This window comes from Bartonella sp. PS7NMGDW (assembly GCF_042193585.1).
In the GTDB taxonomy this organism is placed as follows: domain Bacteria; phylum Pseudomonadota; class Alphaproteobacteria; order Rhizobiales; family Rhizobiaceae; genus Bartonella; species Bartonella grahamii.
Map to the genome: position 1 here is coordinate 1 of NZ_JBHILX010000014.1, position 24,987 is coordinate 24,987.

Sequence of the window (24,987 nt, forward strand, 5' to 3'; positions counted from 1 at the left end):
AACAAATTAGGTAAAATTATATAAACTGTAGAAGGTGGTCTAAAAGGTGGTCTGAAAATGGCTATTTAAAGAAAAAAGCTATATATTTCAATATGTTAAACACAAAAAGTGGTGCCCAGACGCGGATTCGAACCACGGACACGCGGATTTTCAGTCCGCTGCTCTACCAACTGAGCTATCTGGGCATGCTTCATAAAAAATATAAAGCGTTTGCGGTTATAACATTAAAATTTTCTCTGTCCAGTCATCAAAAGAAAAATAATTGATTTTTTAATAAGTTTATCTCCCTATTCTAGAGAGTTATCAATGAATCTTTATCATAAAATAAATTTGATAGGCATATTGGACGCGTTAGTGTATTGTTAGTAGAATGCTGTCTTATCGTGGTGATGATACAAAAAAATAAAAGAATCAATCGAGAAGCATGATTAAGAAAGATTTTTTTATAAAGTTTCCGTGAATTTTAAGCATACGAAATAATAGAAAATATTTTTGACTTTTTTCTAAAAAGATTATTGATTAGTCTTTATAATAATTTGTTTTTCTTTATAAAGAAAGAAAAACATCTAAAAGGGGAGAAATAATGATAATGTTACAAAAACCAAGCAGTCGTCCCAATAATACTAATTTTTCTTCAGGTCCTTGTAGCAAACGGCCTGGTTGGACTCTTGATGTTCTTAAAAATGCATTAGTTGGGCGTTCGCATAGATCTAGAGAAGCAGAATTAAAACTTGCTGAAGTTATTAATTTAACCCGTGAGATTCTTGAGGTTCCTTCTGATCATCGTATAGGAATTATGCCTGGTTCAGATACCGGTGCTGTTGAGGCTGCTCTATGGTCTCTATTAGGTGAGCGTGGCATTGATATGGCGGCGTGGGAAAGTTTTGGATTTGGGTGGAATAAAGATGTTGTCGAGCAATTAAAGCTTTCTGATGTACGTCGTTTTGAAGCTCCTTATGGTGAAATACCAGATTTAACACAACTTGACTTTGATCGTGATGTTGTTTTTACATGGAATGGGACAACTTCTGGTGTGCGTATTCCTAATGCAGATTTCATTCCCCATAAGCGGGCTGGATTGACCATTTGTGATGCAACATCTGCAGCTTTTGCGCAATATCTTGATTTTTCAAAATTAGATGTTGTTACTTTTTCATGGCAGAAAGTTTTGGGAGGTGAGGCTGCGCATGGTATGGTGATTTTAAGTCCTCGTGCTGTTGAGAGGCTTGAGAATTATGTTCCAGCTTGGCCTATGCCTCAACTTTTCTATATGACAAAAAATGGAAAATTGAACGAAGATATTTTTAAAGGAAAGATAATCAATACACCTTCTATGCTTTGTGTTGAGGATTTTCTTGATGGGTTGAAGTGGGCAAAATCTCTAGGAGGTTCAGCGGCATTAAGAGCACGGGTGGAGAAAAACTTTTCTGTACTTGATGCTTTTGTTCGCAAAACACCATGGCTAGAATATTTGGCAAAAGATCCTGAAGTGCGTTCTAACACCGCTATTTGTTTAGATATTGTGGATCCAGTGATTACTGCTTTGGATACGGAAAAGCGAGTATCTTTCATAAAAGCGGTTGTGAAACGTCTTGATGAGGAAGGAGTTGCTTATGATATTGGTTCGTATCGCGATGCTCCTCCGGGGCTTCGAATTTGGGCGGGTATAACAATTGAGGCTTCCGATCTTGAAATTTTAACACAATGGCTTGAGTGGGCGTTCCAAGTTGAAAAAGCACAGCTTTAAATAATTACTGGTGATTTTCACAACGTGTTTTTAAACAGAAAAAGAATACGAGAGATCATGATAATCTTTCGTATTCTTGTATCAGACAAACAGCCTCTAAATATTACATGAATTGTAAAAGATTAAGAGGAGGAATGAATGCTCTGTCAGGTGTTGGATACGCACAAATTAAAATCTCTAATTTTTTACTTTTTGTAGCAAAAATGACAGATTTAAAATATTTTGGTATTTCCTTATCTTTATTATCATAAATTTGAAAATTTAATCACTTGAAGATTGAGAAAAATCTGAAATGAGGAGTCGCACTTGCTCTAAGGTTTCGTTATAAAGAAGTATTTGTTTTTGAATGCTGGTTTTTTGACCAAACACGACGGAGAAAGTTATGGCCAATGTAGTTGTTGTCGGTACACAATGGGGTGATGAAGGCAAAGGTAAAATTGTAGATTGGTTGTCTGAGAGAGCAGATATCGTGGTGAGATATCAGGGGGGGCATAATGCTGGCCACACATTGGTTATTGATGGAGTTAGTTATAAATTATCACTTTTACCGTCTGGTTTAGTGCGTGGCAAATTATCAATTATTGGGAATGGTGTTGTAGTTGATCCCCATCATTTTGTAGCAGAGTTGAAAAAGCTACGTGATCAGGGCGTGGAAATTACACCGGAAATTTTACGTATTGCTGAAAATGCTCCTTTGATTCTTTCTTTGCATCGTGATCTTGATGCAATTCGAGAAAGCGGTTTATCTGGTTTAAAGATTGGTACAACAAAGCGTGGTATTGGACCGGCTTATGAAGATAAGGTGGGACGTCGTGCTATCCGAGTGATGGATTTAGCAGAAAAAGATACACTTATGGCTAAGATTGAGCGGCTTTTGAGGCATCATAATGCTTTGCGTCGTGGGATGGGGGGGGAAGAGATTGATTCTCAAGCGCTTTATGATGAATTGATGCAAGTTGCGGATAAAGTTTTGCCCTTTATGGATTGTACGTGGCGTCTTTTAGATGAAGGTTATAGAGGAGGGAAACACATTCTTTTTGAAGGTGCGCAAGGTGCTTTACTCGATAATGATTTTGGAACTTATCCTTACGTAACATCATCGAATACAGTTTCTGGGCAGGCATGTACAGGTTCAGGGATGGGACCTAGTGCAATTCATTATGTTTTGGGTATTGCAAAAGCGTATACCACACGTGTTGGAGAAGGGCCTTTTCCTACAGAGCAGATAAATGATATTGGTGAATTTCTGGGAGTGCGTGGGCATGAATTTGGTGTTGTAACGGGTCGAAAGCGTCGATGTGGTTGGTTTGATGCTGTCTTAGTCCGTCAGATGGTAGTAGTTTGCGGTGTTCAAGGTATAGCATTGACAAAACTTGATGTTTTGGATGGTTTGGATGAAATAAAAGTTTGTATTGGTTACGAGCTTGATGGTAGAAGGATTGATTATTTACCTTCTTCCATGGGAGCCCAAGCCCGTGTGAAGCCTGTTTATGAAACATTAGAAGGTTGGAAGGAAAAAACAGCCCATGCATTGAGGTGGGAAGATTTACCAATGCAGGCTGTTAAATATATACGCTATATTGAAGAACTGATTAACACAAAAGTGGCTTTATTATCTACGAGTCCAGAACGTGAAGATACTATTCTTATTACAGATCCTTTTGCAAATTGATTATTATTTTTAGGTTTCCATATAGATCTTTTGTTCACTTCTATATCTTTTAACAAAAAGAGTTTTTAAGAGTGCGTGAAAGAAAGGTGTAAAATGACATTGTTTATTTTTCATATTCATTTTACACTATGACAATAGTTGTACCAATATAAATGACAATAAACTTATGAGCCTAAAATAAAGCTGTTTTAGCCTGAGTGCTAGGGTTTCTTTGCTTAGTTTAAGAGAGATTATAGAGGAAATGGTAGATTTCGTTGGAATCTTAAAAAAGGCAATTAATGCACAAAATAATGTTACACCACAAGTGCGTAAGCGGATTTATAAACGGGCTATCGAAACACTAGAATATCAATTTGTAACAGCAAAAATACCACAAGCAATAGCAGATGAACAAAGAAAGATTCTTCATAGTGCTATTGCAACTGTTGAAGAAGAATATTTAGCAGTTGAAAAGAAGTTGCTTTCTTCAGTTATTGGGTGGAATCCCACAAATATAAATGAAGATAAGAAATATACAAAAACAACTATATTACCAAAGAATAATGAATTTTCAGTGGTAGACATAAAAAGAAAGCAGGATTTTGTTACACATCCAAAGGATAGAAAGTTATTTGATGAGCCTTTGGTATCAGATATACCAGATGCAGAGCCTGTTAATATGGAGGCTGACGTGCCTTCTCAGCATGTTAATAACTGTGCGTTAAAGATTTCTTCGTCGCAAGAAGATAATCCTCATATTGTTTCGCATATTTTTTCTCAGGCTTTACGTCGTGCCAATAAATCATTGGTGCAAAGGCGTATTGTGATAAGTGCTGTTTCTGTTGTTAGTTTTGCTGTTTTAACTATTGGTATTTTTTTTATTGGTGGGCGTGTATTTGTATCAAATGATTATCAGGTATTAGGAGAAAATCTTCAAGTTTCTCACGAAGTACCAAAGGCACTTTCGGTTAAGAGAAAGTTAACACAACGTTTATTAGAGGATGGGAGTGAAATTGATGTCGGTTTAAAACAAGCGACAGATTCTTCGGATGAAGAAGGAATCTCAACCGTTGTTTCCAGCAATTTGCAATCGCTTGATAAATTAGGTGAAGCTGTTTTTTATCAAGCACGTACAAATTATGATGCAGAAAAGATAGCAACCGGAAGTGTTCGCTGGACGCTTATAAAGGAGTCTTATGTGAAAGGGGCTCCAGAAGAAACAGCCATACAAGGTGATATAACAATTCCTGATGAAGGGCTATCATTACGGTTAATTTTACGTCGCAATACCGATCGGTCATTTCCTGCTGCATATATTATGGATCTTATTTTTATTCTTTCTGATAAATTCTCAGGTAAAGCTATAAGCAGTGTTCAAGCATTAACCTTTAAAGCAAGCGAACAATCTATTGGGCAGCCTTTAGTAAGAACTATTTCTACAAAAATTAACGATGATTTTTTTCTTGTTGCATTGAGTGGTAATCATCCATTTCTTGATCGAAATTTGCAATTGATGCGAGAATTAGATTGGGTGCGTTTAGTGTTAACGGATAAAAAGGGACGTATAAATGAATTAACTTTTGCAAAAGGACCAACAGGTGAGTCTATTTTCAATAAAGTTATTGGACAATGGCTTGCACAACAAGATAAGCTAACAGTTCTTGATCAGAAAAATAGAACATAGATGCAAATAAAATAAAAGGTTATTTCTCGATATTGATTTTTATTAGTTATATCAAACACGCTCAATAAAATTGTATACTATAACTCAAAGGATTCTACAGACTAATTTACAAGTACAAAGCCAATGTACGCTTTTCTCATTTCTACTTTAAAAATGCGCAAACAATTGGCTTCATACCTAATTCTAGAGTCTTATACTTGACTTTGAGACAAAGCAGAATCTCTGATAGAATTTTGCACTTTTTCAAATGCACGCATTTCAATTTGTCTTACTCGTTCTCGACTAATGTTAAATTCACCAGAGAGTTCTTCTAGAGTTAATGGTATATCGTTTAAACGACGTGCTTTGAATATACGTCTTTCGCGTTCATTGAGATTGTCCATGGCATTTATAAGCATGGAACGACGATTTTCCAATTCACTTTTTTCAATTAAAATTTGTTCTTGATCGTTAGATTCATCCACCAACCAATCTTGCAACTCGCTGTTTTCCCCTTCTTTTGTACGAAGGGGTGCGTTGAGTGAAGTGTCACCACCAAGTCGGCGGTTCATTGATATAACTTCATCTTCTGAGACATGCAACTGAGTTGCAATTTCTTTTACTTGTTCTGCATTGAGATCACCGTTATCAAGTGCTTGAAGTTTACTTTTTAATTTACGAAGGTTAAAAAACAAGCGCTTTTGATTAGCTGTTGTCCCCATCTTCACCAAACTCCAAGACCGCAATACATATTCTTGAATTGATGCTTTAATCCACCATATTGCATAGGTTGCAAGACGAAAACCACGTTCTGGCTCAAAACGCTTAACAGCTTGCATGAGTCCAACATTGCCTTCTGAAATGACTTCCCCAATGGGAAGTCCATAGCCGCGATATCCCATCGCGATTTTAGCTACAAGACGCAAATGACTGGTTACCAGCCTATGCGCTGCTTTTAAATCATTATGCTCACGATAACGTTGAGCTAACATATATTCTTCTTTTGGATCAAGCATTGGAAAACGACGCACCTCTTCCAAATAACGGTTTAATCCACCATCGCCTGTGGTTACTGATAACAAATTCATATGGGCCATAATAGCACCCTCCTTTTGTCTGAATTCCCTGATAAGGCAAATTCGATGTTTCAGATAGTAATACCTGCGTGCATTCACTTTAGCATATTTTTCAATTTTGTTCAAAAAAAGATATTTTATTGTGAAATCTTGAGAAGGAGAAAAGTTTCAATTCATTTTTTTAAAATGCTTAATAAGTTTAGCCATATCTTGAGGTAGTGGTGTGGAAAACGACATAACTTTACCGGTAGAAGGGTGTTCAAAAGTGAGACTTGCGGCATGAAGTGCCTGTCTGTTGAATTGATCGATTGCATTTCTAATAGTGGGGTTGAATGCGTTTGATTTTGTTTTAAAAGCGTTGCCATAAACTGTATCGCCTATGAGTGGATGCCCAATATGAGCCATATGAACGCGGATTTGATGGGTGCGTCCAGTTTCCAAGCGACATTCCAGAAGGCTAGCAAAAGATGTTGAGTCTGCATGAGAGCCATATTTTTCTAGCAAAGAAAAATGTGTAACAGCATGACGAGCATAAGGGTTTTGGTTATGGATAACAGCTTGCTTTGTTCGGTTATGGGGCGAACGGCCAAGTGATGCATCAATTGTCCAAACATTGCGGTGAGGTGTCCCCCAAATCAAGGCATGATAGCGTCGGTCTAATGCACAGGTACGTCCATGATCAGAAAATTGAGCACTGAGACTTTTATGAGCCAGATCATTTTTTGCAACCACCATAACACCACTTGTGTTTTTATCGAGACGATGGACAATGCCAGGGCGTTTAACACCACCTATACCAGATAAACTATTACCGCAGTGATAGATAAGGGCATTAACCAACGTACCGGTCCAATTTCCATTGCCAGGATGAACAACAAGACCTGCTGGTTTGTTAATAACAATGATATGATCATCTTCAAAAAGGATGTCCAATGCAATAGCTTCAGCACTAGGTTCTGCATCACGAAGGTCAGGCATTGCCAATTCAATTATTTGCTTAGGTCTTAATTTTGTTTTTGGTTCCTTTATGAATTGACCATCAATTTTAAGATAGCCTTCACGGATGAGGGTTTGCAAACGCGAACGTGAGAACACATTATGATATTGTTTTGCGAGCCACTGATCAAGACGTTGCCCAAGAGCACCTTCATCCGTTATTTTTTGTATTACCATACGATTCCTATTAAGTTTTTAATAAGATTTTACCAGTACGAAATTGCTTTACTATCGAGAAATTCTTTAATTCCCCAATGTCCTCCTTCACGAGCGCGCCCAGAAAATTTTACACCTCCAAAGTAGCTTCCACTGGGTAATCCATGTCCATTAACTTCTACCATACCAGAGCGTACTTGTGCCGCAATACGACGACATTTGTTGCGATCTTGCGATTGAATATAGTTTGTAAGACCATACTCAGTCTCATTCGCTAAAGCGACGGCTTCTTCTTCTGTACTAAAAGAAAGAATCGAGAGAACTGGACCAAAGATTTCTTCTTTAAAAATACGCATATGAGGTTTTACATCAGCAAAGACTGTTGGACGGACATAATAACCGCGTTCCATTCCTTTTGGTAAACCAGTCCCGCCTGCAACAAGAGTTGCACCTTCATCAATTCCCGATTGGATAAGATCTTGAATTTTATCATATTGTTTTTTTGAAACAACGGGTCCAATATGATTTCCTTCTTGGCAGTTTGGTCCTATTTTTGTTGTTTCTGCAATATCTTTGGCTATTTTTATGGCTTTGTCATAGATGCTCTGTTCCACAAGCATACGAGTCGGTGCATTACAACTTTGTCCACTATTATAAAAGCAATGTCGTGCACCACGTTGAATAGCATCTGAGTCGGCATCAGCAAAGATAATATTCGCTCCTTTTCCTCCAAGTTCCAGACAGACTCTTTTTAAAGTAGCGCTGGCATTTTTAGAAATATCTTTTCCTGCTCTAGTTGAACCAGTAAAGCTGATCATTTCTAAATCTGGATGTGCAGAGAGGTAAGAGCCGACAGTCGCACCATCACCATTGATTAAATTAAAAACACCGGCTGGAAGTGCGGCTTCATCTAAAAATTCAGCAAAAAGCATAGCAGAAAGAGGCGCAATTTCAGAGGGCTTTAACACCATGGTACAGCCAGCCAAGAGAGCAGGAATAACTTTAAGAGTTACTTGATTCATGGGCCAATTCCATGGTGTAATTAATCCTACGACGCCGATAGGATCGTAGTGAAGGATTGCTTGCTCATTTCCCTTTATTAAAGTTTCTTGGAACGAAAACTCTTTATAAGCTTCGATAAAATTGCGAATATGGGAACTTCCGGTTGCAGTTTGCGCATTAAGCGCCATATCAATCGGTGCTCCCATTTCCATTGAAATGGTTTTTGCCATGTCTTTGGAACGTTTTTCGTAGATCTCTAGAATTTTTTCAACAAATCCAAGACGCTCATTTGGTGACGTTGTTTTCCATTTTTGAAACGCTTCTTTAGCCGCATTAATTGCTTTATCGGCATCTTTTGTACTTCCAAGGCTAATGACAGCACAAGCCTCCTCTGTTGATGGATTAATGACGTCAAAATCGTGAGGAATGCTTGGCTCATCCCATAGACCATTGATATAAAATTTCCGTTTATTAAACATAATTCACTCCCTTTTTTCTATTTGTATTTATGTAATTATGATTGTCTTAGTCTAAGCCTTTTTAAACGAGGATAACAAGGGTAATCTTATAAAAACGCGAGAAATTAGATTATATCGTGATAATTGAGCATGGAGAATTCAATAGAGCAATGCTTATTGTATTATTGAGACTAGTTTCTTTTATGAAAAGGGAGAGAAAGAGAGGCATAGACAATTTTCTTGAAGCTTTTTTATCATGAAGTTTTCTTCAAAAAAAATGAAATACGAGCTCTATGACACCATAAACTGAGCAATTTATATCGTAAATATGCAGAAGGGGGATTATGAATATGCATTATGGCATTATTTTTTTCATTAAAAAGTGACCATCAGCAAAAGGTTATTAACCTTCGTATGATAGTTTCTACGAATTCTTTTTGAAAAGGTTATTTTTCTCATTGCTATAAATTTGTTGGGTGCCATGCATAATTCGAAAACAAAATCTATTTCTACGCCTTCTTTTTCTGATGATGGTACGAAAGGTGCATCAAGAGAAGATTTATCTGTTAAGATTACGGAGATATTTCCTTATCCGGAAGTATGGAAAAAGGCATTTACCCTCGGAAAAAATGTCCGTTTCACGCGAACCCCAGAAGTTGAGATTTTGCGTCGTCGTATAGAAACAGATCCAGTTTTTGCAAAGCAGTTTAAAATTTTTACGAAGCAAGATCAAAAAAAAATTACAGATACAGATATTGCACGTTGTAACAAGAAAACAACAAGCGTTTCATCGACAAAAAAAGTCATTAATCCTCAATCAATAGAAAATAAAACGTCGGTTTGTCATTCAACAGTTTTGAAGCAGTTGTCACGACAAGTTACTCGTATACCATCAGAAAATATCCCACTTGAGGAGGGTAAACAAGAGCATAAATTACCAGTAGAAAATATGCTACAAAAAATGAATCCTGCTTGGCATCTTTCCGATGATGCATTTTTTGAATGCGTATCTTTGATATTTGAACATATGGATACTCAAACTTCAAAAGAGGATCAAACATCGATTGACACGACAAATGAAATTACATCCGATATTCCTTCTATCTTTGATGAGTCAATAACTGCTCTTTACCGTGTTCTCGAATACCGCTTTCCGCAACTCTATGATTCAATTACATCAGAATCTCCAGCGGAAAGGATGCGAGGCGTTGAGCAAATTTCTGATTTAATGCATACGAATAATGATATTACTAAAGAATGTCATTCTAAGCTTTCTGTTGAAGATTCCGCTCATACGTTAAGTAATGCAAGGGCGTTAAACGATACTGTGGCACTAAGCGACGCTGAGTCTAATATAGAGACGAAAAAAACCAATAATAATATTGTCGACTGCATAACAAAGAATGTCACACCAAATTTAAAAGATTTGTCTGTGATGCAAACAAACGGTAAAACGAAAATATTGCAATCTGCCCGCGTGCCATTAAGCAATTATGATTCTGCTTTTATGCAAAATATTCAATCTATTGACAGTGATGCTTATGAGTTTCCTCCGATCAATTTATTACAGGAACCTGTTTTTCATGAAGGTACGATGATTCCTCAGGAAACATTGGAACGCGGTGCTGGGTTTTTGGAAAGTGTTTTGGAAGATTTTGGCATTAAGGGTGAAGTTATCCATGTACATCCAGGGCCAGTGGTTACAATGTATGAATTTGAGCCTGCTGCGGGTGTAAAATCATCGCGCGTTATTAATCTTTCTGATGATATTGCGCGTTCTATGTCTGCTATTTCTACACGCGTTGCTGTCATTCCTGGACGGAATGTTATAGGGATTGAGTTACCCAATGCGGTTCGTGAAACCGTTTATCTACGGGAATTAATTCAAACACGTTCTTTTCGTGAAAGTGAATTTAAACTTGCTCTTGCTTTGGGGAAAGGGATTAGTGGTGAGCCGGTCATTGTAGAATTAGCAAAAATGCCTCATTTATTGGTTGCAGGAACAACAGGATCAGGTAAGTCTGTAGCAATTAATACAATGATTTTGTCGATTCTTTATCGTATGACACCAAAACAGTGTCGTTTGATCATGGTTGATCCTAAAATGCTAGAGCTCTCTGTTTATGATGGCATTCCACATCTTTTAACACCTGTTGTAACAGATCCTAAAAAAGCGGTAACAGCTTTAAAATGGGCGGTTCGTGAAATGGAAGAGCGTTATCGCAAAATGGCTAAGTTAGGTGTACGTAATATTGATGGTTTTAATGCACGTGTTGCACTTGCGGCTCAAAAAGGTGAAACGATCATGTGTACTGTACAGTCGGGTTTTGATAAGGAAACAGGGGAAATGCTTTATCATGAAGAAGCCATGGATCTTACGCAGCTTCCTTATATTGTTGTGATTGTTGATGAGATGGCTGATCTCATGATGGTGGCAGGGAAAGAAATAGAGAATGCCATTCAGCGCCTAGCACAAATGGCGCGTGCGGCTGGTATTCATCTTATTATGGCAACGCAGCGCCCTTCTGTTGATGTTATCACAGGGACAATTAAAGCGAACTTTCCTACCCGCATTTCTTTTCAAGTGACATCAAAAATTGACAGTCGTACGATCCTAGGTGAACAAGGTGCTGAAACGCTTTTAGGTCAAGGAGATATGCTTCATATGGCGGGTGGGGGGCGTATTGTACGCGTTCATGGACCTTTTGTCTCTGATGAAGAAGTTGAATCCATTGTTGCACATCTTAAACTGCAAGGAAAACCTGATTATTTAGCAACCGTCACAGATAACGAAGATGATAACAAAGAGGATGCTTCTGCCGATTCAACGGTTGAAGTTTCTGAGGAAGAAAATTTTGATGAAGAGGGAGAGGAGCTTTATAATCAAGCTGTAAAGATTGTTATGCGTGATAAAAAATGTTCAACATCTTATATTCAGCGCCGACTTTCAATCGGCTATAATAAAGCAGCTTCTCTTGTTGAGAGGATGGAAGAAAACGGCATTGTTGGAGCCGCTAATCATGTGGGAAAACGTGAAATTTTACTCAATACAGGGAAATAAAAAAGCACATTAAAATGTGCGATTTTTAAAATGTTTGACAGACATTATTTAAATAGCGAATGCTTGTTTTATTTTTTAAAGCAGATGTGACCATGTATTTATAATAATATTAAAAAATTGAATGAAGAGTAATAAAACAAAAGTGATCTTTTGACTGCTGATACCAAAAGGGGAGGTATTTTTAACATTTCTAGATGATCTGGGATGTAAAGAAATTAAACAAATCTTTATATGAGAACAGATGATTTTTGTTCTCTTTTCTGATTGCAGAAAAATTCTTTGGTTAAATAATGCAGTGGTATATTTTTTTGTTTTCTCTTCTATAGCGGTTCTGATGAAAGAAAGGTCTTTTGGGGATTATGGAGAGCATCATAAGAAGAGTATCTAATATGCAAGTTTTGTTGCATTGGGTGTTTTAAAGCACTATGCTAAATTTGTTATTATTTGATATTATTGGTACAAGAAAGGTGTTCTTACGAGAAACTTTATTTGAAAAAGAAATTTTAATTTCTATTTTTATAATGCAATTTATTGATTTATAATAATAATTTATCATTATAAATATTGAATGAAAGTTTCAAATATCGTAAGATTTTTTTATTTCAAATCTGTTTCTGTTGAAACAAATAAAACGATTTTCTTGCGTATCGTAATGAATGTAGGGGTAAAAAGTTAAAAAAAAGAAATAAAAATGCCGCTTATGAACGCCTTCAAATGCCAAGAACTATTGGTGACATTAGGGGTTAAAATTAGTATAATGATGGTCCTAACCAGCTCTTTTATAAGCATAAAAATGTAATGTACAATGCCTTGCTATCTGTTATGCGGGCCTTTACATTCTACCATTTACGGATGCCGTCGTAAAATAAGCTTGGGGAGCTTGGGGGATATCTTTTTAAAACAGGCACATGAATGCGTAAAATAAGTGTATTCTTTTTGAGTACTATTTATGCGAGGGAGATGTTACCATTATTGTAACAAGTTTGTTACAATAATGGGTGAATAAGCAACAGGAGTTGGAGGATTCTTTTTATTCTTGTTTTGTTGATGAAACAGTCAAAATTTTGCTACAGACAATTGATATGAGATATCAAGTTATTTTAACCAGAACAGGTAATTGTAAACAAATTAGCATTATTTATTTGAGAGTAAATCCAACACTTTTTAGTTTTAGTTATGCCATTAAAAGCAGATGAATTGAAGTTAAATACAAATGAATTAAAATGTCAGCAAGGAGCTTTTCGTTTTACACCAGAGCTTTTGCCTCGGCCTTTTACGTGGGAAATCGATCATAATGGTTTATTTTGTGAAGTCTCAAAAGAGCTAGCTGAAGTTGTTGGTCCTCTCTCTTCCTCTATTTTAGGATGTAGCTTTCATGAGCTTGCTCATCAATTTAATGATGATCGATATCTGGTTCTCAGTCATTTTATTGAAGCTGCTATGCCTTGGAGTAAAGAGATTGTTCAATGGCCTGTTGATGGTTGCTTACAATGGCTTGATGTTGAGTTGTCGGCTTTGCCAATTTTTGATGTTAAAAAGCAGCTTAAGGGGTTTCGTGGCTTTGGTGTTTTAAAAATACGAAAAGAAGTCCAAGAAAAAATAGATGAAAAGCTGGAAACAGAAATGCCATGTCTTACGGAGATAGAACGTTCAGCTTTTCATGAAATTGCAGAGAAATTACGTGATGAATTGAATTCATCGGTAAAAGAAAAAAAATTAGTTGAAGAAACAGCTATTCAGTTACCATATACACAAACATTGCCGGTAAATGCTATAGAACAAGCTCTCGTAAAAGAGCCCGCAGCAGTTTTATCATTGTTGGATACAGCAACAGATGGTGTTTTATGGTTGGATGAAGAGGGCTTTATTCAATCAGCAAGTAGGGCAGCCTTAGCATTAATGGGTTATGAAATAAATGAACTACGAGGACAGCCACTCTCTTCATTATTTACTTTGCAAAGCCGATTTTTTGTTGAAAAATATTTTAAATCAATCCGTGTGGAGGGGAAAAATCAGGTTTTAAATCGCAGAGAAACAGCTGATTTAATGACGAAAAATCATAAAAATATAACCGTTTTGATAACGATTGTATTTTTGGCACAGCAAGGCAATTATGCTGTTATGTTGCGTGATAGGGCACAAATAGTTCCATCAGGAGGAAAAAAAGCAGAAGAGGATAAAATTGTTGGGGTTGTTCATGAAATACGAACACCTTTGAATGCTCTTATTGGTTTTGCAGAAATTATGAGAGAAGGCCGTTTTGGTTCGATAGAAAATGAGCGCTATCGTGGATATTTACGCGATATTATTTCCTCTGGAAAACATATATTATTGCTGATTAATCAATTACTAGAGTGCTCGAAGATAAATTATTCTGTTTCCAATAACCAGATTGATTCTTCCATTATTTCTGAAACATTTGATGTGATATCTTGTTTACGTGCGACGATAGCTTTTCTTGAAACTCAAGCCAATCAGAACGGCATTATCATGCGTATTGTTGCTCCACCTCATGTTCCATTTATTCCTGTATCACAACAAGTGTTTCGCCAGATTGTATGGAATCTTCTTTCCAATGCTATTCGTTTTACACCTTTGGGTGGACAGATCATTGTTCACGTTTCTTATAGAAAAGAACGTGTAAAAATTTCAGTGAGTGATAATGGTATAGGGATGAACGAAGAAGAGATTATAAAGGCACTGCAGCCTTATGGTCAAGTAGAGCGCAAAGATGGCCGATCTGGTGATAGCGCTTTTATAGGAACAGGTTTAGGCCTCCCAATGTGTAAAGCAATGGTGGAAGAAAGAGGGGGACAATTTTTATTGTTCTCAAAACCCAATCATGGAACAACTGTGGAAATGTTTTTTCCTCGTGTTCCATGATGTAAATCTTGCATAAAATTATTTTTTCTTAGCCAAAAGATCTCTAATTTCTATTAAAAGTTGTTCTTCTGAAGACGTTTTTTTTGGGCTTTCTTCTTCTTTTCTACGGATTTTATTCATAGCTTTAACGAATAAAAAAAGAACCCAAGCGATAATGAGAAAATTGATAAGTAAAGTAATAAAGTGTCCATAGCTAATGGTTGCTCCAGTTGCTTTGGCGGCACTCAATGTTGCTTGTTTTTCGCCAGCAAGTTGAATAAACATATTAGAAAAATCAATTCCACCTGTAATCAGCCCAATGATTGGCATAAAAATATCATTGACAATTGAGTTAACCAAGTTACCAAAAGCACCTCCTATAATCACACCGATAGCAAGATCAATCATATTACCTTTTAGGGCAAATTCTTTGAATTCTTTAAGCATTGCGTTTTCCCCTTTATGTAAGCGATATACGGTAATTTACTTACCGCTTTTGATGAAAAAGGAAAGGGCAGATTTTATTTTTAGGATTATATTACAATATTAATGTTATTTTCAAAGAACTTTATAAGGTTTAATAACGAGCATTAGGGCTCTATTTGAATGTACATAGAACCTTTCTGAGAGAAAAGCTTTTTTGATAAAAACTATATCTGCTTTTTTCAACAGAAAGTAGAAAACCGTAACTTAATTTATATAATTGCCTCAAGATTTTTATGATAACATTAAAAAAAAGATTTTCACAGAATACCACAAAATGAGCAGCGTTGAAAGTTGAGCTATCAGGACACTTCTCAGATGAAGTGCATATATTGGTATAACATATTGTTATAAAAAGATAATTTTTAAATAAAAAATATATTTCAGTATTGATGGAAGAAATGGATAGATGAGGCAGGAGAAAACTTATAATTTAGTTCCTCTTAATTTAGTAAGCGATAATGGCAATTAGGAGGGCATTATGGCTTATCTAAAAGCTATTTTTACTGGGGTGCATGAGCTAAAATGGCGATAATTCTGATGGAAGAAACACATTTCATCTACTGGAAGATTGTATTAGTTTATAAATAGCAGAGCTCTAGGGTTTGCAAGATCATTTTGGTTTGGAAATCGTTGGTATGATAGGTGGGAGTTCAATGATCAACTGTCATTACTTAAAATATATGTTAGACAGAGCACTTATAGATGCAGAATTATATTTAGCGCATCAGAAATGGCAAAGCAAACAATGCAGTTTCTTTAAAATTTTATCAATAGAGTACAAATGATTGAATACCCTGTTGCTAATAAATAGCGCAACAATAGTATGAATTTAGATAATTTTATGAACTATGTATTCTATAAATGCTAGGAAAAATAGCTTTATAGAGCAAGCTCTGTTTCTATTGGCAACAATATCACACAAAGGAACTGTGGGAATAGGGATAATTTGCGTGCATTTTTAAGAGAATTATGAGCTTTACTGCATGAGATGTCACAAAACCATGGCTATGGTGAAGAGCCATTGATGTTTCAATTCATGCTGCATTCTATAAGATTAGGATTCACATTTTAATCTTTAAAAAATGTCGAAAAAGAGAAACGTTTTTTAAGAATAAAAATTTTTTATACAGTATACATCAAATAAACATGTATGGCTATTGTGTAATGAATTTTCTTCTAGAAGGGAAATGTTATTTGGATAATATGCTCTCTTTGATTGGTGATCTTTTGTGTTAAAAGATATAGGTGAGGTGCGATAGATCATTTTTATGTTGTGGAGAAGGATTGATGAGTTTTTTTCGTTGTATTGGCCGTTCTGCCTTATTTATGTTGGATCCAGAGCAAGCACACAGTTTAGCGATTCTCGGGCTGAAAAGTGGATTAAATGGCTGTCAAAAGGTTATCGATAAACGTTTGTGTGTAACTGTTTCTGGTCTTGAGTTTGAAAATTTTATTGGTTTAGCAGCGGGATTTGATAAAAATGCAGAGGTTGTGGATGGTATTTTTCGTTTAGGATTTGGTTTTACTGAAATTGGGACAGTGACACCAAAGCCTCAGATTGGAAATCCTAAACCACGGCTTTTTCGTTTAAAAGAAGATGAAGCGATTATTAATAGAATGGGCTTTAATAATGATGGACATCAAGTTGTTTACAACAGATTGCGTGCGCGTAAAAAAACTGGTGTTGTAGGAGTCAACATTGGAGCCAATAAGGATACGGTCGATAAGATTGATGATTATACTGTTGGTATTGCTCATTTTTATGATGTTGCTGATTATTTTACGGTTAATATTTCTTCTCCCAATACACCAGGTTTACGTGATTTACAGGCCCGTGACAGTTTGCATCTTTTGTTGAGTGCAGTTTCGCAAGCGCGAAATGAGCAAGAGAACAAGCATGGATTCTCCATTCCTATTTTTTTAAAAATTGCACCCGATTTATCAGAGAAAGAATTAGATGATGTTGCTGAAGAAATAAAACTTTCTGATTTTAATGGACTGATTGTTTCTAATACAACTCTTGCACGCCAAGGTCTTAGCAATAGTCACCTCAGTAATGAAGAGGGGGGGCTTTCTGGACGTCCACTTTTTGAGTGTTCTACGATTGTGCTTGCAAAAATGCGTAAAAAATTAGGGAAGGACATTGCAATTATTGGTGTTGGCGGTGTAAAGGATGCACAAACCGCTTTGGAAAAAGTAAAAGCTGGTGCAGATTTAATTCAATTATATAGTGGGATGGTTTATGAAGGTCCAAATCTTGCTATAACTATTCTGCAAGAGATTTTGCAGATGATGCAACAAGACGGTGTTGATAACATAAAAGACTATCGTGATCATAGTCTTGAGCATTGGGCAAAATGTTCTTTGTAAAAAAACGCTTTTTTCTTCACAAAAAATTGCGAGATTTTTTTAAAGGGGCTTGCAAACTTTGTTGATCTTCCTTATGTCACATAAGCGAAGAATAAATGTTTACGAAATCGTGAACAGTTATGATACATTTGCTTTTTATGCGGTTGTAGCTCAGTTGGTTAGAGCGCTGGTTTGTGGCACCAGAGGTCGTAGGTTCAAATCCCACCAACCGTACCATTTGTCTTGTTACAACTTTTCTAATTCTTATTTTTGGCGTTTTGTGAGGCGGTTAAAAGCCGTGCTTGGCGGGCTTTTTTGCGTGTGAGCTGTCACGGAGCAGAGACCTTGCGCGGATGATTTTTCTCAAATTTTGTCCAAAACGGAATGATACGATCAATAATCGCTTGAAATATAAACGGGTTAACTAAATCTATAATTCTGATTGCAATTGCAACAATAAATATCTCTATCAGTATATTTACATACTTTTAGTATATTTTGTAAACCAAGAGAATCTTATTTAACTTTCATTATTATTGCTCATAATATAAACTATTAAGTTTAAACACATAAAATAAGTAAGCATAAATTTACTAAAATATGCCATATTTTTGACACAATATCCTTGATTTTGTCAACTATATATTATAAATGCGAACTTGCATGAAAATGCATTCATATCTCCAGGGGTGTTTCGGTGGTTGATTATGGGTAGGCCATTTTGGCGCGGGGACATAAGTAACCTTGGGGGAATTTATTTATACACTAAATTGGAGAAAATAAATAGGAAGTTCAAATCGTTCGCACGATTATTGCAGTGCCGATAATTTTAGTAGCAAATATAACTCTGGTACTGCGTTTGGTAGCAAGTATGGTGGTAAGGTTGGCCTTGCGGGTGGTTTTTTCGCAGGATGGGCAGGGGGGCGTAATCCTATGGCTACCATGACCTCAGCAGGCTTTGGGCAAATTGTAGGCAATGAATTCGGAGACACCATAGGCGGTTATCTTGGTTATGGTATGGCTGCTGCCCAGTGTGGCACACAGTTTTTGGGTCAATCTTTTGCTAATTCAGGTGGTGGGATGTTGATGCACTTTTGATGTAGTTCTTTGGGTTATCCTAAAGCCTAGAACGGTGGTACTGTAAAAGGTGCCACCTTTATGTTTGGAATATTGCACAGGAGGAGCTATGGGCGCGTTTGGTTTAGTGCTCGTTTATTTTTGTCTATTGTTTGTCATGTATCTATTCTTCAAAACTATTGCTATTAATGGAAAAAGCATGTTATACAGGAGCATGGTTGCATTCATAGTGGCGGCATTGGTTACCCCTCCCCTCATGTATGCCTTTGAGTATATAGTCGGTGTGCCCATAACATCTCCTCCTGTTATTATAATTATGTTCTTTCTTTCTTTTTGCATTGAATTTATACCCAATATAGTAAACAATATAAAATGCTTTAGTTTGGCCATTATCGCAAGTTGCCCCATTTTTTTCATCGCAGCTGGTTTTATTGTTATGAGTGATGACCTTCTGTTAGATTTTTTTGATCTGCAGCTTTCGGGCTATATTTATCTGCTTTTCATTATTCCGTTGATGATAGGGGGGGCTCGCTATGTCCTAATTGCTAAAGCTTTGAAGGAAAAATCTATGTCAGTGCTAGATTTAAGCATTTGTATTGGCTGTGGGTTTGCCATAGGCATCTTTTTTGTGTCATCACTGCTTTTATCAGACCTTCGAGAAATCTATCAACAGATAGGTTTTGCAAACAGGGAGGCAGTGAAAAAAATGTTTGATTATGCGGTGTTTGGTTTCGCTATTCTAACGGGCCAAGTTTTTTTGACATTTTTGATGGTTCTCTTTGTTACTACAAAGAAATATTATTGGTTGCTCCTTGATGTTCTTGCAGAGCTGTTTTTTAGCCTCTTTGTTTCTTATTATGTAGCGTTTGTTCATACAGATGATGACTATGGAATGGTTAGAAGTTGGATTTGTTTGATGTTTGTTGTTTATGTGTGCGCGCGTTACATTAAATCAAAGAATGTGAAGCTTAGCGTGATTAACCCGTTTAAAAAGAAAACTGAGTGAGAAGACAGGAGGCTATAGTTCTTTGGGTTATCCTAAAGCCTAGAGCAGCCACCCCAGGAGGGGCAGTTTCTAGAGCAATAGTAGGCGGGGTCCGTGGTGCATCCGCGAGTATTGCTAAAGCTGGTTGGGATTGTGTTCGCTTCTAAGTGGTGAAATTGTTGTTTGACCTGGCTTTTTTAACAAGGTAAAGGCCTTGCTAAGGGGTACACTATCAGCCTCTTAGCAGGGAGTTTTTCTCCCGCAATAATATCTTGGTATGCTTGGGAGGGCAAGGCGCTTTAAGGAAATTATATGTCTGACTTAATTTTTGGAATGCTGCTTAGTTTTGGGATAAGTTCCAGCCCTCGTCTCCTTAAAAACAATGGCTTGTTGGGCGAGCACGTCATTTTGGGGGGGCTAGCTGGCCTTTCCTGCGCTATCATCTTCGCTTATCCACATAGTGAAAGTGGGCTTCCAGACTTATCTTTGCTTTTGGTATGTTATCTTGGCATTCTTTTAATTCTGCACGAGCACTACTTATATAAATATTTAGTTCTTGGGTTCTGTGGTGCAGTTGCTACCTTGTGTATTGGGGCAGGTTTTGTATATTTGAGCTCTTTGTTGCCATTGCCTGCTTTGTCTGCTGCTAATAATAGCCAGCAGCAGGTGGTGCATTACATGAGTTTGGTTGCTGCAAACTATCCCTTTTTTATCCTTTTGATATCAGTTTTAACTGCGGAGCTTTTGCGTTTGTGGTTGCTTCGCGTATATAAGCCAGAATTAGCTGCGCGTGAGGTCCTTTATTTCGGGCTGGGCTGTAGGGGTGTTCTAGACTTATGCTATAAGACCCTCCCAGCTCTTTTTCTTTACTTGAATTACCGTGTTGATAGGGCGCCACAAATGGTGGGCTATGTCGCATTTGAATCTTGTCCACAAGCGATCAGCTATCTTATTGCCGCGGGCATGATTGTATTGATGCATGTTGTAAATACGCGTTTTATGTATCTTGGTTTCCAAGATAAGCGCAAGGTCTATTTCTATCTGCCTTTTGTAATTCATTTTGCGGTTGGTCTTTTGTTTATGTTTGACATTTCTTCAGGCTATGCAATATTAATAAATTCTATTTTTGAGGTTTGCAATAATGCTTGACAAATTGACATTATCTGTTATCGGCGCCGTTTTTTGTCTGGTGCTGATTATTTTTCCTTTGATGAAGAAAAAAACATTGGTTGAACATTTGGTTTTCTTGCTCGTTGTTTTGTGTCTTGTTTTTCTTTATGTTTATGGCGCTACGAGTTATTTTCCTTATTATGTTTTGGCGCTTTCGCTTATATTGGGGTACCGCTGGTTACTCTCTTTGGTTAAAACGTTTAAAGGCACGAAGGCGATTATTGGGTCAAGCGCTGGTTGTTATGTGCTTTTGATTTTTTTTCTATACGGCTTTATGCGTATGATAGGCAGTTTGATTTTAGATTTTTCTGCTTATAGTACGCCTAATATTGTTTTTGCTGTTGGTCTATTCCCTATAGGCATGGCGATTATGCAGTTTTTTTTGCTCTCTCATTGGGTGGCAGAAGATAATGGCAATGGTGTAGAGGCAGGACTGGGCGTGGGAATGGGGATTTGGGGGGCTGCTATAGGGCTTGTACTGCTTACATCTCTACCAGAAGCTGTGATGATCCTAAAAGGGGCCTTTAGTCTTGATAGGGATGCCTTACTTTCTTTACTTGAGACGGTAATATATTATGCGTTTATTATAGGTCTGAATCTTTTATCAACTTTCTTAATGCTTGTGGTTTGCCTTGACAAGAAATGGCGTTTTTTTGTTCTTATCCTGCTTTTACAATGCTTGGCGGCTTGGGCGCGCTTTTCATGGCAGGCCGCTGAGCCAGAACTTCTTGCAATTGGGCATTATACAATCGCTACTATTCTTATGTTTGCTCTTATGCGGCAAATTTATGATTTTGTGCAAGACAGATTATCCATGAAGAAAAATAGCAGTTACGTTGTAGTAAATGAGGGGGCATAATAATGTTGGTTTTATTTATTACTTCGCTTCTCGCAGGCCTTATTTATGGCGCTGTCATTTATAATTTTTTTCGCTCTACGTTTAGTTGGATAAATGTGCTGTTGAGCGGCATAGTTTTTGGGGTGATTGTTCTGTTAGTATGGCGTTACTCGGAAACAGAACATAAACTTGATGCCTTACGTTTACTGCAAGTGCTTGGCGTTGTTTTTCTTCTATGTGTGTTTCATCATTTTCTGAAGTTCAAATTGGTTGTCGCTGGTGCTGTGGGATGGTTTGTTGCTAGCTGCATTGTTTTCGGGCTTATTGCTTTTTGGGAGCAATCTGTAATAAAAACGCTTTATATGATGAATATTGTTGAAACCAAGAGTCGTGCAGAGCAGGGGCTGGCGCTTGTTTTTTTATTTTTAACATTTTCGGTTTTTTTTGTTGTAGCAGAAGAAGCTATGCGTCGTTGGTTAGTTACTAAGTTTTATCGGTGCTCGCCTAGTTTTTTGTGGCGTTTGCCGCTGAATATTGGCATAGGCTGGGGTTTATGCGAATTAGTTTATAAGGCGCTAGGGCCTTTCCTTGTTTATAATGGCTGGCCTATTCGATCTAGGTTATTAGCCGGTGAATATGTAATTTTTTATTCCTGGACGCAAGCGAGTATTTTTTTGTGTGCTTTAATGAGCGTTATACTCATGCATATTTTCAATACATGCTTGGCGTATCGTGGTGTTGTTACGCGCTCTAAATTTTATGCGTGTGCGCCTTTTTTTGTCCACGCTATTGCTAACTGTTTCGGTGCAACAGTGATGGTTACAGAGAAGGTTTGGTTTAATGTTGGGGGCAGCTTGTTTATTCTACTTTGTGTGATATTGTTCGTATATTTTGAAAGCAAAAATCCTTTAATACAAAACATAAAATTGCGCGCTTAAAGTGTTGTAGAGTGATGAATAACTTTGCGTACTCTAAGTATGGCTAGAGAGCCTGATACGCGCTTTCTGTTCTGCAAAAAATAGAGAAGGTTAGCACCGACGTAACGCGTCCAGTACCAAGAGCGACGTCATTTCTGCACTAATTGGGGGGAGGGTGTGCTACTGGCCACGCGCATATGGGAGCCTAAAAATATGCTATCATGCGACTTTCTAGTGTCCTCCATGAGATTGAAGCCGGGAATTTTGAGGCGGCGGTAACGCATTATTGCAAAGATAAACTCTGGCTAGGGTTTGGTCATCCGATTATGCAATGGGATGTCCGGGTTGATTTCTTTTTTTCACGCTTTCAGGTGCCTATGCGCCCCTTCAGTTCTCTTGTGCGATCTATTTCAGACAATACAGGACTGCAACCCAATGTCGATTTTCTAATTGCAAGCATCATGAGTAAATATCGGGCTTCTCATGAGCTGGGATTGTTGGCTTTTTTCGTTTGTCGTATGCCGATACTTCTCGCGCACTATCAAGCGCGGTTTAGCGCTCATTCCTTCGGTTTATCATCAAAGGATTTAAGAGAAAAATATAAAAAGGTCTCCCAATTATGGCTATAAAGCATCGCACCGAGCCAAATTTCTTGGGTATATGTCAGAGTATCACCTTAACCGCACCGATGCGTGCTTGCGGGCAAATCGATATTTCTCACTGGGAGTTAGCCCATAACTATTTGAAGCAGGGCTTGTTACTCGAAGCCTTGCATCAGTTTTCAGTTCGATTCGCCACCATGGTGGCTAAAAACTCGGATCTCACTTATCGCTATCTCCCTGTTATGGTTGAACAGTTTTTCTCTACCACCCATTTTGATAGCGATCGGTTACACGTTGAAGGACATATTGAACGCATTAATGAGGCCTACCGTATTCACTGTAAGGCTAGCACATATGACAATGGAAAGGCCGTTATTGCGCAGGCAATCATCATGGTCAGTAAGGTCCGCTTCCTTGGCTCGTGTTCTGAGAAAGCCGCTCTTCCATTACTAGGTGATTTATGTAAGATTTCCTCCGTAACCGGAGATTCTTGTACTTTTTCCTTTAATGCGCATCACCCGCTTTTTGAGGAACATTTCCCCTCCCGCGCCGTATGTCCTGGTTCACTATTGATTGAGATGGTTCTGGCTTTAGCCACGCAGGGTAGGACGAAAAATATCGCATCTGTTGCGCTGAAAAAAGTAAAGTTCATTGAAGCAGTTTATCCGGGAGATACCTATCAGTTGACCATTAAACAGGATACAAAGTGTGAACCGGGTGGCGTTTTTTATATTCATACGGAAACTAAAAAACGAAGCACTTGCGGTAAGTTTTCTATCAAATATAAAAAGGAGGATGCACCATGTTTAACATAATAATCTCTTTTATTCCGTGGAGTATTTACTCCTGGGTTATCAATGGAAACGTTTTAACTCAGGTTGAACGCTCTCTCATCTTAACTGTGATTTTATTGTTCATTATTGCTGTGAATATTAAAATTGTCCGGCAGGGAGAACCCGTGATGATTACTAACATTCTGACAGTTATTGTCCTGTTTGTTAATTATTTCGCTGGATGGTCTACACTTTTACTGAACTACCCCACAGTTTTTTGCTATCTGTCACTTGCTCTGGTTTCATTGATTAGCTTGCTGGTAAAGAAACCCTTTACCATTTTTTATGCCAGGGCTGGTGTTTCTGAAGAAAAACGCAAACATATCCTCTTTTATCTCATCAATAAATATATTACATGGATTTGGGTAATCATCTTTTTTGCCAATGGTCTTCTAGTGGCTTTTTTTGCATGGACCCCCCAGATTTGGTTAATCACTATGGGTTTAGTTTGTGCTGGTATTCTTTTTTCTAAATATCTTCCTAACATCATGCAATATTTTTATCGCATCAAACATCATGGAGCATAATATGTCATTGTTTAATATTCTGACCGGAACCCCTTTATGGGCTTGGGTTTTGCTTATTTTTCTCATCGCGAGGGGAATAATCGCATTGAAAGATAGGGAAACGAAGGTTTACCGCCTTTTTCTCTTGCCGTTAGTCTTTCTTTTTTTGGGTGCAAGCGATGTGATTAACCAGCTGGCCTTCCCGCGCTGGGGAGCAATCGCAATGTTGGCAGGGCTGATGATCGGCTTTGGCGTTGGCTGGTTGCTCTGGCGTGCTACTCCGCGTTTAAAAATCAAAGAGGGAACGGATTTCATTATTCTGCCTGGTACACGGTTGACGCTGACATTTATTCTTATCGCTTTTGTCATCAAATTCACATTGATTGTTTTTCTCAAGGTTGAACCTGATTTGAAATATGCCTTTGATTTTAACCTTCTTTTTGGTCTTTTAAGTGGGTTTACTGGTGGTGTGTTGTGGGGCGGCACATTAAATTTATATATAGCATTTCGAAAGAATCCAAATTAATCCCTATACCATTAGCTGTGGGTGCT

At 37.5% G+C, this 24,987-nt stretch carries 20 protein-coding genes and 2 tRNA genes; 17 read left to right on the top strand and 5 right to left on the bottom strand.

Annotated features, from left to right (window positions below):
* Positions 1 to 109: 109 nt before the first annotated feature.
* Positions 110 to 185: transfer RNA gene (locus ACFIKJ_RS07565), tRNA-Phe, on the bottom strand.
* Positions 186 to 583: 398 nt separating this feature from the next.
* Here ACFIKJ_RS07565 and ACFIKJ_RS07570 point away from each other — a divergent pair.
* From ACFIKJ_RS07570 to ACFIKJ_RS07580, 3 genes are all read left to right on the top strand, one after another.
* Entirely contained in the window at positions 584 to 1,747 is a 1,164-nt protein-coding gene (locus ACFIKJ_RS07570; RefSeq protein WP_375651614.1) for a phosphoserine transaminase, read from the top strand.
* Between the two features lie 382 nt (positions 1,748 to 2,129).
* On the top strand, positions 2,130 to 3,419 hold the full coding sequence (locus ACFIKJ_RS07575) for an adenylosuccinate synthase (RefSeq protein WP_375649042.1): 1,290 nt from the start codon (positions 2,130 to 2,132) through the stop codon (positions 3,417 to 3,419).
* A gap of 241 nt (positions 3,420 to 3,660) precedes the next feature.
* On the top strand, positions 3,661 to 5,082 hold the full coding sequence (locus ACFIKJ_RS07580; protein ID WP_375670407.1) for a hypothetical protein: 1,422 nt from the start codon (positions 3,661 to 3,663) through the stop codon (positions 5,080 to 5,082).
* Between the two features lie 191 nt (positions 5,083 to 5,273).
* Here the strand turns inward: ACFIKJ_RS07580 and rpoH are convergent, their stop codons facing one another.
* From rpoH to ACFIKJ_RS07595, 3 genes are all read right to left on the bottom strand, one after another.
* Positions 5,274 to 6,158: an RNA polymerase sigma factor RpoH gene (rpoH, locus tag ACFIKJ_RS07585; RefSeq protein ID WP_375651611.1), complete on the bottom strand. Its 885-nt coding sequence runs from the start codon at positions 6,156 to 6,158 to the stop codon at positions 5,274 to 5,276.
* A gap of 147 nt (positions 6,159 to 6,305) precedes the next feature.
* On the bottom strand, positions 6,306 to 7,310 hold the full coding sequence (locus ACFIKJ_RS07590) for an RluA family pseudouridine synthase (protein WP_375653159.1): 1,005 nt from the start codon (positions 7,308 to 7,310) through the stop codon (positions 6,306 to 6,308).
* 29 nt (positions 7,311 to 7,339) lie between these two features.
* On the bottom strand, positions 7,340 to 8,770 hold the full coding sequence (locus tag ACFIKJ_RS07595) for an aldehyde dehydrogenase family protein (protein WP_375625606.1): 1,431 nt from the start codon (positions 8,768 to 8,770) through the stop codon (positions 7,340 to 7,342).
* A 460-nt stretch (positions 8,771 to 9,230) separates the two neighbouring features.
* Here ACFIKJ_RS07595 and ACFIKJ_RS07600 point away from each other — a divergent pair, with 460 nt between their 5' ends.
* Positions 9,231 to 11,810, top strand: a complete 2,580-nt coding sequence (locus ACFIKJ_RS07600) for a DNA translocase FtsK (protein WP_375670408.1) — start codon at positions 9,231 to 9,233, stop codon at positions 11,808 to 11,810.
* A 1,176-nt stretch (positions 11,811 to 12,986) separates the two neighbouring features.
* Positions 12,987 to 14,693 (top strand): ATP-binding protein, encoded by a 1,707-nt coding sequence (locus ACFIKJ_RS07605; protein ID WP_375648502.1) that lies wholly within the window; start codon positions 12,987 to 12,989, stop codon positions 14,691 to 14,693.
* Between the two features lie 18 nt (positions 14,694 to 14,711).
* On the opposite strand, the gene mscL is transcribed toward ACFIKJ_RS07605, so the two are convergent.
* Entirely contained in the window at positions 14,712 to 15,119 is a 408-nt protein-coding gene (gene mscL, locus ACFIKJ_RS07610; RefSeq protein WP_375625612.1) for a large conductance mechanosensitive channel protein MscL, read from the bottom strand.
* Positions 15,120 to 16,445: 1,326 nt separating this feature from the next.
* Between mscL and ACFIKJ_RS07615 the strand changes: the two genes are divergently transcribed.
* From ACFIKJ_RS07615 to ACFIKJ_RS07670, 12 genes are all read left to right on the top strand, one after another.
* Positions 16,446 to 17,528: a quinone-dependent dihydroorotate dehydrogenase gene (locus ACFIKJ_RS07615; RefSeq protein ID WP_375625614.1), complete on the top strand. Its 1,083-nt coding sequence runs from the start codon at positions 16,446 to 16,448 to the stop codon at positions 17,526 to 17,528.
* Positions 17,529 to 17,667: 139 nt separating this feature from the next.
* Positions 17,668 to 17,744: transfer RNA gene (locus tag ACFIKJ_RS07620), tRNA-His, on the top strand.
* Between the two features lie 696 nt (positions 17,745 to 18,440).
* Positions 18,441 to 18,605 (top strand): hypothetical protein, encoded by a 165-nt coding sequence (locus tag ACFIKJ_RS07625; protein WP_375670409.1) that lies wholly within the window; start codon positions 18,441 to 18,443, stop codon positions 18,603 to 18,605.
* Positions 18,606 to 18,693: 88 nt separating this feature from the next.
* The gene (locus ACFIKJ_RS07630; protein WP_375670410.1) at positions 18,694 to 19,590 is read left to right on the top strand and encodes a hypothetical protein; all 897 of its coding nucleotides are present in this window, start codon (positions 18,694 to 18,696) and stop codon (positions 19,588 to 19,590) included.
* Positions 19,587 to 19,736 (top strand): hypothetical protein, encoded by a 150-nt coding sequence (locus ACFIKJ_RS07635; protein ID WP_375651605.1) that lies wholly within the window; start codon positions 19,587 to 19,589, stop codon positions 19,734 to 19,736. The genes ACFIKJ_RS07630 and ACFIKJ_RS07635 overlap by 4 nt, the downstream gene beginning before the upstream one ends.
* A gap of 145 nt (positions 19,737 to 19,881) precedes the next feature.
* On the top strand, positions 19,882 to 20,718 hold the full coding sequence (locus ACFIKJ_RS07640; RefSeq protein ID WP_375670411.1) for a hypothetical protein: 837 nt from the start codon (positions 19,882 to 19,884) through the stop codon (positions 20,716 to 20,718).
* Positions 20,711 to 21,598, top strand: a complete 888-nt coding sequence (locus tag ACFIKJ_RS07645) for a hypothetical protein (protein WP_375670412.1) — start codon at positions 20,711 to 20,713, stop codon at positions 21,596 to 21,598. Before ACFIKJ_RS07640 ends, ACFIKJ_RS07645 begins: the two co-directional genes overlap by 8 nt.
* A gap of 2 nt (positions 21,599 to 21,600) precedes the next feature.
* Complete coding sequence (locus tag ACFIKJ_RS07650; RefSeq protein ID WP_375670413.1) at positions 21,601 to 22,515, top strand: hypothetical protein; 915 nt, start codon at positions 21,601 to 21,603, stop codon at positions 22,513 to 22,515.
* 200 nt (positions 22,516 to 22,715) lie between these two features.
* Positions 22,716 to 23,123 carry a hypothetical protein gene (locus ACFIKJ_RS07655; protein ID WP_375653177.1) on the top strand — a complete coding sequence of 136 codons (408 nt, stop codon included), beginning with the start codon at positions 22,716 to 22,718 and terminating at the stop codon, positions 23,121 to 23,123.
* Between the two features lie 170 nt (positions 23,124 to 23,293).
* The gene (locus tag ACFIKJ_RS07660) at positions 23,294 to 23,911 is read left to right on the top strand and encodes a hypothetical protein (RefSeq protein WP_375670414.1); all 618 of its coding nucleotides are present in this window, start codon (positions 23,294 to 23,296) and stop codon (positions 23,909 to 23,911) included.
* A gap of 146 nt (positions 23,912 to 24,057) precedes the next feature.
* Positions 24,058 to 24,456, top strand: a complete 399-nt coding sequence (locus ACFIKJ_RS07665; protein ID WP_375670415.1) for a hypothetical protein — start codon at positions 24,058 to 24,060, stop codon at positions 24,454 to 24,456.
* Position 24,457: 1 nt separating this feature from the next.
* Complete coding sequence (locus ACFIKJ_RS07670) at positions 24,458 to 24,961, top strand: hypothetical protein (protein WP_375625632.1); 504 nt, start codon at positions 24,458 to 24,460, stop codon at positions 24,959 to 24,961.
* Positions 24,962 to 24,987 lie beyond the last annotated feature (26 nt).

Excerpts from the sequence above, each read along its gene's own strand:
- mscL (WP_375625612.1), bottom strand. The coding sequence starts at position 15,119 with ATGCTTAAAGAATTCAAAGAATTTGCCCTAAAAGGTAATATGATTGAT.
- ACFIKJ_RS07650 (WP_375670413.1), top strand. The coding sequence starts at position 21,601 with ATGTTGGTTTTATTTATTACTTCGCTTCTCGCAGGCCTTATTTATGGC.
- ACFIKJ_RS07665 (WP_375670415.1), top strand. The coding sequence starts at position 24,058 with ATGATTACTAACATTCTGACAGTTATTGTCCTGTTTGTTAATTATTTC.
- ACFIKJ_RS07615 (WP_375625614.1), top strand. The coding sequence starts at position 16,446 with ATGAGTTTTTTTCGTTGTATTGGCCGTTCTGCCTTATTTATGTTGGAT.
- ACFIKJ_RS07660 (WP_375670414.1), top strand. The coding sequence starts at position 23,294 with ATGGTGGCTAAAAACTCGGATCTCACTTATCGCTATCTCCCTGTTATG.
- ACFIKJ_RS07570 (WP_375651614.1), top strand. The coding sequence starts at position 584 with ATGATAATGTTACAAAAACCAAGCAGTCGTCCCAATAATACTAATTTT.
- ACFIKJ_RS07575 (WP_375649042.1), top strand. The coding sequence starts at position 2,130 with ATGGCCAATGTAGTTGTTGTCGGTACACAATGGGGTGATGAAGGCAAA.
- rpoH (WP_375651611.1), bottom strand. The coding sequence starts at position 6,158 with ATGGCCCATATGAATTTGTTATCAGTAACCACAGGCGATGGTGGATTA.
- ACFIKJ_RS07625 (WP_375670409.1), top strand. The coding sequence starts at position 18,441 with ATGGCTACCATGACCTCAGCAGGCTTTGGGCAAATTGTAGGCAATGAA.
- ACFIKJ_RS07580 (WP_375670407.1), top strand. The coding sequence starts at position 3,661 with ATGGTAGATTTCGTTGGAATCTTAAAAAAGGCAATTAATGCACAAAAT.
- ACFIKJ_RS07590 (WP_375653159.1), bottom strand. The coding sequence starts at position 7,310 with ATGGTAATACAAAAAATAACGGATGAAGGTGCTCTTGGGCAACGTCTT.
- ACFIKJ_RS07645 (WP_375670412.1), top strand. The coding sequence starts at position 20,711 with ATGCTTGACAAATTGACATTATCTGTTATCGGCGCCGTTTTTTGTCTG.
- ACFIKJ_RS07630 (WP_375670410.1), top strand. The coding sequence starts at position 18,694 with ATGGGCGCGTTTGGTTTAGTGCTCGTTTATTTTTGTCTATTGTTTGTC.
- ACFIKJ_RS07600 (WP_375670408.1), top strand. The coding sequence starts at position 9,231 with ATGCATAATTCGAAAACAAAATCTATTTCTACGCCTTCTTTTTCTGAT.
- ACFIKJ_RS07670 (WP_375625632.1), top strand. The coding sequence starts at position 24,458 with ATGTCATTGTTTAATATTCTGACCGGAACCCCTTTATGGGCTTGGGTT.
- ACFIKJ_RS07605 (WP_375648502.1), top strand. The coding sequence starts at position 12,987 with ATGCCATTAAAAGCAGATGAATTGAAGTTAAATACAAATGAATTAAAA.
- ACFIKJ_RS07595 (WP_375625606.1), bottom strand. The coding sequence starts at position 8,770 with ATGTTTAATAAACGGAAATTTTATATCAATGGTCTATGGGATGAGCCA.
- ACFIKJ_RS07640 (WP_375670411.1), top strand. The coding sequence starts at position 19,882 with ATGTCTGACTTAATTTTTGGAATGCTGCTTAGTTTTGGGATAAGTTCC.
- ACFIKJ_RS07655 (WP_375653177.1), top strand. The coding sequence starts at position 22,716 with ATGCGACTTTCTAGTGTCCTCCATGAGATTGAAGCCGGGAATTTTGAG.